Below are 13,184 nucleotides of genomic sequence, written 5' to 3' on the forward strand. Positions count from 1 at the left end.
GGCCGGCCTGGAGCGGTGGCCGGGCGGTGGCGTCAGATGACGCGGCGGGCGGCGAGAATCGTCCAGTCCTTGATCGGGGTGATCCGGACCGGCTTGGTGGTGCGCGGTGCCTCGATCGCGAGGCCCTCGCCGATGTACATGCCGACGTGCTCGGGACGGCTCGCGGTACCGCGGCTGAAGATGAGGTCACCGGGCTTGAGCTGGGCGGGCGAGACTGCCTTGCCCTCGTTGACCTGCGTGTACGTGGTGCGGCTGAGGGTGACGCCGGCGTGTGCGTACGCCTGCTGCATCAGCGAGCTGCAGTCGCAGCGGCCCATCGGGTCGGGGCCGTGGGCGTTGGTGCAGGATCCGCCCCACTGGTAGAGGGTGCCGAGCTGGTGCATCGCCCACTCGATGGCGTTGCGTGCCTTCGGGTCGGCGTCCTTGGGGATCTTGTATCCCTTCGGGACGCTGCCCTCGGGGATGGGGCCAAAGCCGGAGCCGTCCTGGCCCGGAGCGCAGCCGGTAGTGCCGGCTCCCGGGTCCTTGCCTGTGTTCGGCTCCTTGGCGTCCTTGTTGTTGCCGGCGCCGGGGAAGGTCTTGGCGATGGCTTCCTGCAGCGCGGTGGCCAGGTGCTCCCACTGCGCGTAGGCGTCCGGCAGGCCGGACTGCTGTACTGCTTGGGCGGCCTGGGTGACGGTCATCTGCTGCCAGCCGTTCACCTTGAGCAGGTGCTTGTAGAACTGCTCGCTCGCGTACGTCGGGTCACGGATCTGCTCGGCGGTGCCCCAGCCTTGGGAGGGACGCTGCTGGAACAACCCAAGGCTGTCCCTGTCGCCGTAGTTGAGGTTGCGTAGCCTCGACTCCTGCATCGCCGTGGCGAGCGCGATGACCTGGCCCTTCTTGGGGACGTCGAGGCTGATACCGGTGGCCACGATCGTCTGGGCATTGGGCACCTGCTCGGCGGGCAGGTCCAGGCCCTCGACGTGGACGTTCTTGCCGGACGCCCCGTCGAGGATCTTGGTGACCTGCTCGGCGACCTTGCCGGTGTTGATGTCGTTCAGGCAGATGAGGGAGCTGCTGCTGCTTTGAACGGCGTCCGCGGAGGACGCCATCATCATGCCGGTGCCGGCGAGCAGAAGCGGGGAGAGGAAGACGACGCCGATGCCGGCGGCGAGCGCCTTCAACCGGAGCGGACCGCTCGTGGGTCAGCGAGGTCGGGCAGGGGTGGGTAGCGAGACGTCATGAGCGTGTCCTTCGGGGGTGCGGTGTCCGGCGTGCCGCGTGCGCGAGGCGTGGTGGAAGGGCGCGGCGGCCGGGGTGGGCGATCAAGGCGGACCGATGTGGGGCGAGTTGCCGCTCGCTCCCAGCTGGCCGGGCCGTGAGCTAGGTGTGTCAGGGCAAGGGGGTACCTCCGTGAGGTGTGGCGGGGGAGTAGCCAGCGGCGGTGTCCGCCGGGCGGTTCAAAAACAGTAGATGCGGATTGGCGGTTGACCAAAAAGCTGGCGCGAGGTGCCGGAATCCGGCACCCTCGCACGGCACTTCTTGGTCGTCGGCGGATTCGCCTCTACAGTTTTTGGACTCCCCTCGCCTCCTCGGTCTGCGGCCCTGGGCTTCTGCATGCCCACTTCCGGCCTGCGAGGACTCTGTGCGAGGCGGCTAGTTCCCACCGTGAATCCGCACCCGAATAGGGGCCCCTCTTTGCCTTTTTCCCTTCACCAGGGCGACGCCCTTGCCGTTCTCTCCGGCCTTCCGGACGGCTGCGTCGACTCCGTCATCACCGACCCGCCGTACAACAGCGGTGGCCGGACCGCGAAGGAGCGCACCACCCGCTCCGCGAAGCAGAAGTACACCTCCGCCGATGCCAAGAACGACCTCGCAGACTTTACCGGCGAGAACATGGACCAGAGGTCCTACGCGTTCTGGCTGACGCAGATCATGACCGAAGCGCACCGTCTGACGAAGACCGGCGGGACCGCGCTGCTGTTCACCGACTGGCGTCAGCTCCCGACGACGACGGACGCGATCCAGGCAGCCGGGTGGCTGTGGCGCGGTGTGCTGGCCTGGCACAAGCCGCAGGCCAGGCCGCAGAAGGGCCGGTTCACCCAGAACTGCGAATTCATCGTCTGGGCGTCGAAGGGGGCGATCGACGGCTCCCAGAACCCGGTCTATCTGCCCGGCATGTACTCGGCGTCGCAGCCCTCGGGCGCGCAGCGCCGGCACATCACGCAGAAGCCGGTCGAGGTGATGCGCGAGCTGGTCAAGATCAGCCCCGAGGGCGGCACGGTCCTCGACTTCTGCGCCGGCTCCGGCTCCACGGGCGTGGCCGCTCTGCTGGAAGGCCGGGACTTCATCGGCGTGGAGAAGACCGAGCACTACGCGTCGATCGCGGCCGACCGGCTCACCGAGACGATCCGCGAAACCCTCACGCAGGACGACGTGGACCTTACCGGCTGAGACCCGTCCTTGCCTTCTGCCAAGGCGACCGGCTCCCCAAGCGTAGCCGTCGGCGACATACCGCCGCAGTGGCCGTGCAGCTCGCCGGATGGGCCGCGCGCAGACGCTTCCGTCCTTTTCTCATCCCGTGTCTCGTAGGAGGCCGAGCTTTTCAATGCCCGAATCAACAAAGTCGCCTGACGATGGCGAGTTGGAGCCGGTTCGTATTCCGGACCGACAGCTGGAGGGAATCGAGGCGAGCGTGCGGCGGCTCATGGAGCAGTCGGCGCAACAGGCTCAGCAGCTCGACCACCTCGCGTCCGCCCCGCCGTCCAGCGGATCACCGTTCGCGGCCTTCGGCATGCCAGGACTCGGTGGGCCGCCTCCCGCCGCTCCACCGGAGCCCCGCCCGATCCTGGAACTCGATGGAGAAGAACGCGAGGACGAACTCGACGCCCTGTCCGACTGGGTGGATGACTTCTTTCTCCCGGTGTACGGGGCGGAGGTCACCACCGCGGCTCCCTGGTGCCTGCAGTGGCAGGAGCACGACGACGTGGTGGCCTGGCTCCACGCCCTGTGGCTCGCCTACCAGCAGCACAAGGATCCCGAAGCCGGGCTGTCCGGTCTGTTCGTGTGGCACCGGGACTTCCTCACCCACGCCGTCGCGGCGATCCGCGCGCCGGGTGGGCCGCTGTCGGCCTGCATGACCTCGCCCGACCGGCCCGCGCACCGCCTTCTGCCCGGCCCGCCGCCGTCCGTGCGCACGGAGACGGCGAACACGACACAAGCCGCCGAACCGGACGAGCCGACGTCATGACCGCGGGAGCGGGACAGCCCGCCTTCGCACTGAGCTTCGACCCCCGCGCGCTGACCGATCTCCTCCAGGCCCCCAGCGACATACGCGACCTCACCCTCGCCTACCTGCAGGATGTCGTGAACGCGCAGCGCTTCGGCCTGCGTCTCGACGGTGACCTGGAGGGATTCAGGAAGCTGTTCGTGGACTCGCGCAAGGACTGGCGTGTCGTCTACGGCGTCCGCCCGGCACCTGCGGAGTCCGCGCATCCCAAGGAGATCCACGTCGTCGCCATCCGGCCGCGAGCAGGCAACGACGTCTACGATGAGGTCGGCCGCCGCCTAGGGATGACTCGTCGGCCGCTGAGCGCCCGCACCCACGCGGCACGCTCGCGTTCCCCGCAGCTGACCACCCGCGCTCCCGTACCCCGGCCCGGTCCGCCGCCCACCGCACTGCCGGGGCTGCCCCGTCCCGCCCCTAACCCCGCGCACCATCACACCCGCTGAACGCACAGAGGTCCGCCTATGCACCCTCCACCCGCGCCGGCACCCACCCGGCGTGCGGTCTCCCCGCTCGACCACCGCCTCCAAGCCGTCACCGGGCACGACATCGACACCGTGTGGGCCTACCGCGACCGCGGCGTCCTCGACGAGCAGCACGCCCACCTGGTCGACCGGCACCGTGAACTGGCCAAGGCCCAGACCAGCGTCACCTTCTACCTCCGGCTCCTCAACCGCCTGTCCAGCGGCGAGTTCGACGTCGACATCGCCCTGTTCACGCGCATCGACCGCACCGTGGACCAGCTGGAAGAGGCCGCCGCCGCCCGGGCGGTGCTCGCCGCCCTGGAGCCCATCGAAGCCGCAGCGGCGGCTTCCGCGCCCGACGCACGGCAGCTCTCGACGGATGACCAGGCGGCGCTGCTCGCCATCGCCGGCGGCGCCAAGCTCTACGAACACCTGCTGACCGGCCGGATGTCCGTCACAGCCGCCTCCGGTACCCGCATCCCCCACGCCAAGCTGCAGCAGTTGGAGGACGCCGGCCTGGTCGTCCGGGACACCGGCCACCCCGTGCACGCAGGCCAGCCGGTCGCGCTCACCGACGCCGGACGGGCCGCGCTGTTCGCCGCCCGCCGGGCTCCCACGGTGCAGGCGCCGAAGGTCCCGGCTCGCCCCGGCGCATCGCGGCCCACCCCGGCGCAGCGGCGCTGACTTCACCGAAAGGCCCTTGTTGTCTCCCACCGACCCGGCGCCGGACCGGAAGTCCCTCCCCGAAGTCGACTTCGACCTGGACGACCTCGACGCCGACGAGGAGAAATACCTCGACTTCTACCGCAAGGTCGCCGTCCACGAGGACATGCTCGTTCCCCTCGCCGAACACCACGACGGCCCGCACAGCTAATACGTCCTGTTCGACCGCACCACCACCTGGGGGCACCCCGGCATGCCGCAGGTGCTCGCCGTGCATCTGCAACGGGACCGCGAGAAGCGGACGTTCAGCTTCGAGCATGCCCCTCTGCCGCTGCCCGCGATGGCGCAGTCCTGGCTCATCCACCGTGGCTGTCCGTCCGATGCCATCGCCCTCGCCCCACTCGGCCCGCCGCCAGCGGACGAGGCCACGCGCGCGCTGGAGTTGCGCCTCGCCGGCGACGGCGACCACTACGCCATGGGCTACTCCTACACCAGCGACGACCCGGACGACATGGTCATCGTCGTGGCCCTGCGTGCCCTGGACGAGCGAGCTCCCTCGCCGTTCCGCGTCGTGGTCGAAGAGGTCGACACCGAGACGTGGACGCACACCCTGCGCGAGGGCGGCTTCGACACGCTCGGCGAGGCACTGCAGTGGTGCGACGACCGCCTCGCGGGCGAGGCCGGCCCTCTTCCGCCGGTCCGCCCGGCAGCCGCAGTTAGCCGCCCGGCCGGCTTGCCGAAGGTTCCTGCCCCGCGCCCGCCCGGCCGCTCACGCTGAGCGTCAAAGCCGACCAGGGCGGCGCAACATAGCCGACGATCGCCGGTTAGCCAAACCGGCGAATATCCGGATTCTTATACAGCCGCCGGGACAACACCCGCGGCACCTTCCCCGCCATCCCTATGCCTTCACGGAGGTTTCTTCCGCATGCGCTCCACCCGAATTGCCATATCCGCAGCCATGCTCGGCGCACTCGCTCTGCCTGTGCTGTCCGCCACCACCGCCAGCGCGACCCCCGCGAGCAGCTGCTCGTCCCAGCCGCCGCTGCCGTACGAGGTACACACCAGGGCCGTGACCATCCGGTCCAAGGCCACCACGAAGTCCACCGCGCTCGGCGTGCTCTACAAGAGCCACAAGTTCACCGTGCACAAGAAGAGCGGCAACTGGCTCTACATCACGGACAAGACCACCGGGGTCAAGGGCTGGGTCTCCGGCACGTACGTCTACCGCGACGTCCGAATGTGCCTGGACTGACAGAGCCCAGCAGGTGCCCGTAAGCGGCTCAGCCACCGGGTACGGCAGTCCCTCCCACCCCAGGGATCGGCCTTTCCAGAACAGGAGATTTCCCTTTGCCCGATGGCATATCCGATGAGTCTGAGGATGTCGTGGGCGTGCTCACCGAACGGATCGAAGCGCGCTTCGACATGGGCATGGACCAGTTGAAGGCCGCGGTCGCCGCCGCGCCGACCGCGAATCCCGATGCCACCGACGTCGTCAAGTGGCATGGCCTTCTCGTCGAGGCCCAGTCCGTGCTGGAGCGTGCGGAGGACGACCTCCTCGCTGCGCTGCAAACCCAGCCCAGCGAGATCGACGATCCGACGATGGGCCTCGCCCACCGGGTGAACGCGGCCGTCACCGCCCGCGACGGCCGAGCCATGGTCGTGCGCTGGCTCCTCGACCCGGACGCCCCGGGGAAGAAGGACCTCGCCGCCCAACGCCTCGCCCGCCTCCGGCCCCGAACCGGCCCGGCGGTGCAGACCAGCGCTCCCCACCGGCCCGCAGGCACAGCCGCACCGGCATCGGCGTGGCGGCCGGCAAGGACCGCCCGATGAGCCGGGACAAGGCCAGCACCATGGACGCCGACCTGCAGAAGGTCTTCGGCAACCCGCTACCCGAGCTGTACGAGACGGCTGCCAGCCCAGGTGCCTCGCCCGCGCTCGCCCGTGCCCTGGAGCTGCGTTCGTTCCTGGCGCTCACCGAGGAGCAGGTCGCCCGCGTCCGCGACCGCGTCCACGCCGACATGGACCCGGACCGCGACATGGGCGAACTGTCGGCGGACAAGCTCCGCTTCGACGCGCAGTGGCTGGAAGCCGCACTGGAGGCCCGCGACGGCTACCGCGCCGCCCTCGGCGGACTGCTGCGCACCATGCCCCCGCCTGCCCAGCAGGCTCGGCCCGTACGAACGGCTCAGCTCAGGGCCACCGCAACCCTGCCCCCGTCTGCCGCCCCGGCACCGCAGCGTGCCGGGGCGGCCCGGGCCCGCCGACCGTGAAAGCCCCCGCTTGCCCCACCTCACGTCCACCGACATAGCCGGACGGATCGAGGACTTGTACGGCGCGCCGCTCGCCGACCTCGAAGCCCACGCCCAGGGCCAGCCGCCCGGCATGCTCTCCGCCCTGCTCGGCATGCACGACGACCTCGCCCTCGCCGAGCGCAGCATCGACGTCCACCGCGACCACCTCGCCCGGCTCATCCACCCCGAGCGGCAGATCGACCCGCACGAGGTCTCCCACCTCCTCGACGGTGCACGCCGGCTCGCCGAAGCCGTCGCCGTCCGCGACGTCCAGGCCAAGTCGGTCGCCGCCGTCCTGCAGAGCCTGGCTCGCGTCCCGGCCCCGACGCCTGCCCCGCCGGCTCCCTCGCCGTCCGTTCCAGCTCCGCCTCTACCGGTGCCGAGCCCGGCACACAGCCGCTGACCCAGGCGATCTCTCTCTTTCCTTCACCCAGGAGTTCCTCCCTTGGCCATCACCGCTCTGCCCCCTGACACCGACGCCGACATCGCCCGGGTCACCGAGGCCCTCGCCATGATCACCCCACGCTGGAACGTGAGGATCCTCCTGGCCCTCTCTGGCCCGCCGCTGCGCTACAGCGAGCTGGCGGCCAAGGTGTCCTGGCTGCAGAACGGCCAGCTCCACCCCAAGCTCAAGTCTCTGTGCGACGCCGGACTCGTCGAACGCACCGAACACACCGCACGGCACGTGAGCTACCGCCACACCGAACGTGGCGCGGCCCTGCTGCCGGTCCTGCCGGTGATCGTCACCTGGGCCGAGGGACACCTGGAGAAGGCGGACGGTCCGCTGCCCGCGATCGAGCAGATCGAGGACGGCCTCACCCTGCTCACCCGGCGCCACGCCGCCGCCATCCTGTGGGTGCTCAAGTCCCGACAGGAGGTCAGCGGCCGGGCTCTGGCCCGGATCGTGATGCCCAGCAGCGACTGGACCAACATTTATCCGCCGCTGCGGCAGCTCGTCGCCGACGGCCTGGTCGACACCGACGGCATCGGCCAGCCCTACCGGCTGTCCGCAGCCGGCGACGGCCTTGGCCCCGTGCTCGGCGCCCTGTCCGCCTGGTCCGCCGGGCAGAGCCTCGACCAGGCGGCCCAACACCCGGTCTGGGGACAGCCGCAGGCGAAGCCCGCGCCGAGGCCGTGGCTCAGCAGCCAGCCACGGCCGACCCCCGCGGCGCTCCCACCCGCTCGCACGACCGCATCCTCTCCGGCGTGGCACCACCGCGATCTCTTCTCGCACGCTACGACCGCCCGCCCGAAGGCAGCCATCCCGGCGGGAGGCCCGCGCCGATGAGCACCCCCTTCACCCCTGCCGAAGTACGCCACGCCGTCGAACTTCTCGCCTCGCGCTCCTTGATCCGCCTGGTCACCGAGATCGACGACAACGGCGCCATACCGCCGCGACGGCTGGCCGGCACCCTGCCCGACCTCTCCACGCACCAACTGCGAAGCGCCTCCGACACGGCCCGCGCCCACGGCCTCGTCCGGATCGCACCCGGCTCCGGTCTCGAACTTAGCGAGGCAGGAGCGGAGTTGGCCGACCTGTACGACGCGATGGCTCGCTGGGCCCGGCGTCACGCCGTCCCGGCCCCCGTCTGCGAGTTCAGCCGCCGTATCCGGCACGTCCTCGACCTGTTGGCACCGTCGCTCTCCACCGAGCGCGCCGACGCTCTCTCTCCGCTGACCGGCGACGGTGCCGAGGCGGGGCTGGCCCGTCCCCGCACCCTCCTGATCCAGTGGCTGGCCGACAACCCCCAGGTGGCCAGGGTGCCCGAGCCTGAGCCGGTCGCGTGAGCGCAGCGGTCACACCGCGGCACGCACGCCACACCGGCGGGCTGATGCGCAGCATCTACCTGCCGCGCACGGCGGACGCGTTGGCGTTCGCGATGTCCACCTACGGCATCCCGCTGCTTGTCCTAGCCACGACGCGATCCGCTGCGCTGACGGGCGCCGCCTTCGCCCTGGAGTGGATTCCGCGGCTGGCTGCGTTCGGGTGGGCCGGCTCGGTCGTTGACCGGCGCGGTGCCTCAGTGGTTTTCCATCTTGCCTCCCTGGGGAGGGCGCTGGCCCTCGCCGCTGGCGCGGTCCTGCTCCACCTCCACCCGTCCGGCACCGTGGCGGGCGCGACCGTGATGGTGCTGGCGGCGACGACCGGCGTGCTCACCGAGTTCAGCTATATCGCGGCCGAGACCGCGGGCGCCGCCGCCGGACGGCGAGCAGGACGGCGGGCCCACCGTGTCCAGGCCGTCCTGCTTGGCATCGACCAGACCGCAACCATGGCCGGGCCGGCGTTCGCCGCAGTGCTCCTGCTCGCCGGGCCGCCGCCGATGCTGGCAATGATCAGCGTGCTCTCGCTGCTGGCTGCCATGCTCGCCCTGCGCACCCCGCCCTCGCCCGTGGCACCGGCCCGCGCGCCGAAGGGGCAGTCCGGCGCCGGACTGCTCACCGGGTGGCGCACCATCCGCTCGCTGCCCGCGCTCGGCTGGCTCGTGACCGGGCTGACCCTGTCCAACCTGGCCACCGGCCTTCTCCAAGCGGCCGGCCCCGTGATCGTCGTCAAGCACTTCGGGCAGTCCACCACCGCCGTCGGCCTCGTCTGGTCCGCCGCTGCCGCAGCGACGCTCCTCAGCGTCACATTCTGCCGGTTTGCGATCGACCGCCTCGGTCTGTGGCCGGTCGGCGCCGCCTGCGCCGCCCTCGCCTCACTCGGCTGTCTCGCCGCCGCCCAGGCCCCCGACTACCGGTCCTACCTCGTCCTAGTCGCGGTCCTCATGGCGGGCGAAGGAGGCATGACGGTCGTCCTGCGCACCCTGCGCTCCCGCCTGATCCCTCCGGAGAAGTTCGGCAGCACCCTGTCGGCGACCATCCTCATCCTCCTGCTGCCCTTCCCCGTCGCCGGCGTACTCACCGCGCTCACGCCGACCGACGCACTGGGCCACGTCATCACCGCATGTGCCGTCCTGCAGGGCCTCGGACTGGCCCTCGCCTTCACGCGCCTGCGCACCGATCCGGCCCTGCGCACCTGACCCTGCTGCGTCCCAGCCTGTGGAGAACTTCATGTCCATCGCCGCCCTCGGATCGCACCGTGCGACCGGTCGCACCATCACCGAGCAGTTCCACGCCTTCGACGCCCACAACCCGAACGTCTACCGGGCCCTGGAACCGCATGGCCGCCCGCCGTCTGGCCGCCGGCGTCACACGCGTCGGCGTGAAGGACCTCTTCGAGGACCTTCGCCGCCAACTCCCGTACGGCGTCGTCGGGCTGAACAACAACTTCACCGCCCTCTAGCCCGCCGCCTGATCGACGAGCACCCCCACTGGGCCAGCGCGTTCGACTTCGGCACCGACCACGCCGCTCAGCCTCGCCCGCACCGCTCCCGGCGGCTGCTCGCCGGACACCCACAGCGGGCCGCCCCCGCCGATGTCCGCCACCCACATCTCCCTGCCCCCTCTTTAGATTCTGAGGAGCCCGTTCTTGTCCGACCGTCCTGTCGTCCTGGTCGTCGCCGCATCCGACATGGAGGCCGAGGCGTACCGCGGGTACTGCCTTCAGTCCGTGGCCTCCGCCTACGACGTCGTCCTGATCACCGGCGAAGAGCCCTCATGGGAGACGCCGTACCTGCGGGACTGTGTGGTCGTGTCAGACCCGACCGACCAGGCGGCGCTGTCCGCCGCCGGCCGGGCCCTGGCCGACCGCTACGACCTGGCCGGCGTGTTCACCTGGACCGAGTGGTACCTCGTCCCGGTCGCCCGCCTCGCCCGCCAGCTCGGCCTGCCCACCACCGCCCCGGAAGCCATGCAGGCATGCCGCAACAAGGCCACCTCCCGCCTCTTGTTCGCCCGGCACGGGGTTCCATCGGCCGCCTCGGTGAGCGTGCGCACGCGCGCCGAGGCCCAGGCGGCGGCCGAGCGGATCGGCTACCCGGTCGTGCTGAAGCCCGCCGCGCACGCGGCCAGTATCGGCGTGATCCGCGCCGACACCCCCGAACAGCTCACCGCCGCCTTCACGTTCGCCGACCAAGCGGCCGGGCTGGGGCTCGAGTCCACCAGCGTGCTGGTGGAGGAATATCTCGACGGGCCCGAGGTATCGGCCGAGTGTGTCACCTACGGCGGTGAGACCACCGTGGTGGCCGTCACCCGCAAGACGGTCAGCGCCCCGCCCTATTTCGAGGAACTGGCCCACTCCGTCGACGCCGCCGACCCGCTGCTCGACCTGGTCGCACCGGCGGCACGCGCCGCGATCCACGCCCTGGGAATCACCGACGGCGTCTCCCATGTCGAGATGCGGCTGGTCGACGGCCGGCCGCGGCTGGTCGAGGTCAACGGCCGGATCGCCGGCGACATGATCGGCCACCTCGTCCAGCTCGCCACCGGCATCGACCTGCCGCGCAACGCCGCCGACATCGCCTGCGGCCGTGCCCCCGACCTCACCCCGACCCGGTCCTCGGCCGCCGCGATCCAGCTGCTCTACCCCGACACCTCCGGCACCCTGCTCCGCCTCGGATTCGACGGCGCCAGCCCGCGCTGGTTGGAACGCGTGCACTTCCAGCACCAGGTCGGCGACCAGCTGCTCCTCCCGGCCGACGGCGGCAACATGTTCACCGCCCGTATCGGCTACCTGATCACCACCGCCCCCACCGCGGACCTCGCACAGACCCGCGCCAAGCAGGCTGTGCGCCATCTGCAGGTCGCCCTGGTGCCGCACACGGCCGACGAGCCTGCTGCGGGTGGCCGCCCCGCATGACCCGCGCCGACGCTTCCGTGCGCCGCAGCCGTGTCCTGCTGACCAGCTACTTCCTCGGCCTGGGCGTGGTGATGGCGGTCTGGGGCGCCCGGATGCCGGCCGTCCAGCACGCCGCTCACCTCACCACCGCCGGCCTGTCGCTCGTCCTGCTCGCCGCCGCTGTCGGCATGGTTGCCGGACTGCAGGCCGGCGGCCGACTCGCCCGGCCCGACCGACTTCCCCTGCTCCTGATTGGCGGAGCTGTCGCACTGGGAGCGGCTCTCGCCGTGCTGGGGCAGTGCCGGACGCTGACCTCGCTACTCGCGGCGGCTGTCACCTTCGGTGCCGCGCACGGTGTCCTGGACGTCGCCGCCAATACCGCGGCGGTTCGCTGCCAGAACGCCGCCAGCCGGCCGGTCATGTCCTCCCTGCACGCCGCGTACTCGATCGGTGCCCTGGGCGGTGCCGCCCTGGCCGCTGCCACTGCGCGCACAGCCCACAGCGCCTTGTTTATGGCCACCGGCCTCGCGCTGACCGCGACCGTGCTCGTGGCCGGGCCGCGCACCCTCGCGCTGAGCGGCGCCGACCAGCCCAAGCTGCCGGAGCCCCAGGGGGCCGGTCAGGGCCGGGCGGGAGGTGTGTGGCTGTTGGGTGCGCTGGCGGCTGCGAGCCTGCTGGGGGAGGGGGCGGCGGCCGACTGGGCCGCAGTGCACCTGCACACGCTGCACGCCACAACCGCCCTCAGCGCGACAGCGTTTGCCCTCAACAGCATGGGCATGGCGATCGGCCGGCTCACCGGCGACTGGCTCACGACCCGCTTCGGCGCTCCTGCCGTGGTCCGCACCGGCGCTGCGCTCGCCGCCGGCGGACTGACCACCGGCGTCCTGGTCGGCAGCGTGCTTGCGGCGCTGGCCGGCTGGGCGGTCTTCGGGCTCGGCCTGTCCAGCACCGTCCCCTCCCTGATCACCGCCGCCGGCAGACACGGCCCGAGGGCCGTCGCCACGGTCTCCGTCACCGGCTACCTCGGCCTCCTCGCCGGCCCCGCCGTCATCGGCGCCCTCGCCAGCGCCACCACCTTGCCCACGGCCCTGCTGCTGCCCGCCCTCCTCGCAGCCGCTCTCGCCGCCCTCACCCGCCGAGCCCTGGAGAACACCGCCCCTTGACCCGCCCCACCGGCCCCGACGCCGTCATCCTTGACTACAACGGCGTCCTCGGCCTGCAGCCCACCCGCGCCCAGTGGCTACGGCTGGCCCGTACCGCTTCCTGGCCCGAAGACGATCTCGCAGCATTCCAGCGCGTCTTCTGGAACGCCCGCGACCTCTACGACGCCGGCCAGCTCAGCGACCTGGCGTACTGGGCCCGCGTCCTCGGCTTCCATCCGGGCCCCCGCCTGTTGCGCGAACTCCTCGCCGCAGACACCGACATGTGGACCGCGACCGACGAGGGCGTTCTGTCCGTCCTGTGCCGCGCCCATGCCACCGGACTGCCGATGGTGCTGTTGTCCAACGCACCCGCCCACCTCAGTACGGTGCTGGACACCCACGACTGGCGCCGAATGATGACCCAGGCGCTCTACTCGGCCCGCCTGCAGCTGTGCAAGCCCGCCCCGGCCACCTACCAGCAGGCACTGCAGGCCACCGGGGTGAGAGATCCACGACGCGTGCTGTTCGTGGACGACCGCCCCGACAACTGCCAGGCAGCCACCCGCCTGGGCCTGCGCACGCTGCACTACACCGGCTCCACCGACGCCCTCCGAGCGGCTCTGCTGCCCGCCGGCTGAC

General features: G+C 71.2%; 17 protein-coding genes and 1 pseudogene. 17 read left to right on the top strand and 1 reads right to left on the bottom strand.

The genetic code is table 11. The features are described 5' to 3' along the window. Positions 1-32: 32 nt before the first annotated feature. Positions 33-1,166 (bottom strand): C40 family peptidase, encoded by a 1,134-nt coding sequence (locus ACIOC0_RS02755; protein WP_402151485.1) that lies wholly within the window; start codon positions 1,164-1,166, stop codon positions 33-35. A 514-nt stretch (positions 1,167-1,680) separates the two neighbouring features. Here ACIOC0_RS02755 and ACIOC0_RS02760 point away from each other — a divergent pair. The 17 genes and pseudogenes from ACIOC0_RS02760 to ACIOC0_RS02840 all read left to right on the top strand — a co-directional run bounded on the left by ACIOC0_RS02760 (position 1,681) and on the right by ACIOC0_RS02840 (position 13,183). After that, the gene (locus tag ACIOC0_RS02760) at positions 1,681-2,436 is read left to right on the top strand and encodes a site-specific DNA-methyltransferase (protein WP_093721462.1); all 756 of its coding nucleotides are present in this window, start codon (positions 1,681-1,683) and stop codon (positions 2,434-2,436) included. A gap of 253 nt (positions 2,437-2,689) precedes the next feature. Then, complete coding sequence (locus tag ACIOC0_RS02765) at positions 2,690-3,232, top strand: DUF4913 domain-containing protein (RefSeq protein ID WP_176119695.1); 543 nt, start codon at positions 2,690-2,692, stop codon at positions 3,230-3,232. Beyond that, the gene (locus ACIOC0_RS02770; RefSeq protein ID WP_334540745.1) at positions 3,229-3,714 is read left to right on the top strand and encodes a hypothetical protein; all 486 of its coding nucleotides are present in this window, start codon (positions 3,229-3,231) and stop codon (positions 3,712-3,714) included. The genes ACIOC0_RS02765 and ACIOC0_RS02770 overlap by 4 nt, the downstream gene beginning before the upstream one ends. A gap of 18 nt (positions 3,715-3,732) precedes the next feature. Then, complete coding sequence (locus ACIOC0_RS02775) at positions 3,733-4,416, top strand: hypothetical protein (protein WP_402151490.1); 684 nt, start codon at positions 3,733-3,735, stop codon at positions 4,414-4,416. Positions 4,417-4,432: 16 nt separating this feature from the next. After that, on the top strand, positions 4,433-4,606 hold the full coding sequence (locus tag ACIOC0_RS02780) for a hypothetical protein (RefSeq protein ID WP_402151493.1): 174 nt from the start codon (positions 4,433-4,435) through the stop codon (positions 4,604-4,606). Positions 4,607-4,612: 6 nt separating this feature from the next. Further along, the gene (locus ACIOC0_RS02785) at positions 4,613-5,173 is read left to right on the top strand and encodes a hypothetical protein (RefSeq protein ID WP_402153163.1); all 561 of its coding nucleotides are present in this window, start codon (positions 4,613-4,615) and stop codon (positions 5,171-5,173) included. A 147-nt stretch (positions 5,174-5,320) separates the two neighbouring features. Beyond that, complete coding sequence (locus ACIOC0_RS02790) at positions 5,321-5,647, top strand: SH3 domain-containing protein (RefSeq protein ID WP_402151496.1); 327 nt, start codon at positions 5,321-5,323, stop codon at positions 5,645-5,647. 95 nt (positions 5,648-5,742) lie between these two features. Continuing rightward, complete coding sequence (locus ACIOC0_RS02795) at positions 5,743-6,225, top strand: hypothetical protein (protein WP_061915850.1); 483 nt, start codon at positions 5,743-5,745, stop codon at positions 6,223-6,225. Continuing rightward, complete coding sequence (locus ACIOC0_RS02800; protein ID WP_006143150.1) at positions 6,222-6,665, top strand: hypothetical protein; 444 nt, start codon at positions 6,222-6,224, stop codon at positions 6,663-6,665. The genes ACIOC0_RS02795 and ACIOC0_RS02800 overlap by 4 nt, the downstream gene beginning before the upstream one ends. Before the next feature lie 10 nt (positions 6,666-6,675). Then, positions 6,676-7,089 (top strand): hypothetical protein, encoded by a 414-nt coding sequence (locus tag ACIOC0_RS02805; RefSeq protein WP_402151500.1) that lies wholly within the window; start codon positions 6,676-6,678, stop codon positions 7,087-7,089. A gap of 42 nt (positions 7,090-7,131) precedes the next feature. After that, the gene (locus ACIOC0_RS02810) at positions 7,132-7,974 is read left to right on the top strand and encodes a winged helix-turn-helix transcriptional regulator (RefSeq protein WP_402151503.1); all 843 of its coding nucleotides are present in this window, start codon (positions 7,132-7,134) and stop codon (positions 7,972-7,974) included. Continuing rightward, complete coding sequence (locus ACIOC0_RS02815; protein ID WP_402151506.1) at positions 7,971-8,474, top strand: regulator; 504 nt, start codon at positions 7,971-7,973, stop codon at positions 8,472-8,474. Before ACIOC0_RS02810 ends, ACIOC0_RS02815 begins: the two co-directional genes overlap by 4 nt. Beyond that, positions 8,471-9,706: an MFS transporter gene (locus ACIOC0_RS02820; protein ID WP_402151509.1), complete on the top strand. Its 1,236-nt coding sequence runs from the start codon at positions 8,471-8,473 to the stop codon at positions 9,704-9,706. Before ACIOC0_RS02815 ends, ACIOC0_RS02820 begins: the two co-directional genes overlap by 4 nt. Before the next feature lie 31 nt (positions 9,707-9,737). Further along, a pseudogene (locus tag ACIOC0_RS02825) lies at positions 9,738-10,037 on the top strand (hypothetical protein); the annotation flags it as partial. Positions 10,038-10,197: 160 nt separating this feature from the next. Continuing rightward, the gene (locus tag ACIOC0_RS02830; protein WP_402153165.1) at positions 10,198-11,424 is read left to right on the top strand and encodes an ATP-grasp domain-containing protein; all 1,227 of its coding nucleotides are present in this window, start codon (positions 10,198-10,200) and stop codon (positions 11,422-11,424) included. Then, a complete protein-coding gene (locus tag ACIOC0_RS02835) occupies positions 11,421-12,566 on the top strand; it encodes an MFS transporter (RefSeq protein WP_402151512.1) in 1,146 nt (381 codons plus the stop codon). Before ACIOC0_RS02830 ends, ACIOC0_RS02835 begins: the two co-directional genes overlap by 4 nt. Continuing rightward, on the top strand, positions 12,563-13,183 hold the full coding sequence (locus tag ACIOC0_RS02840; RefSeq protein ID WP_402151515.1) for an HAD-IA family hydrolase: 621 nt from the start codon (positions 12,563-12,565) through the stop codon (positions 13,181-13,183). The genes ACIOC0_RS02835 and ACIOC0_RS02840 overlap by 4 nt, the downstream gene beginning before the upstream one ends. The last annotated feature ends 1 nt before the right edge of the window (position 13,184 follow it).

The organism is Streptomyces sp. NPDC088254 (genome assembly GCF_044740925.1).
Lineage (GTDB): Bacteria > Actinomycetota > Actinomycetes > Streptomycetales > Streptomycetaceae > Streptomyces.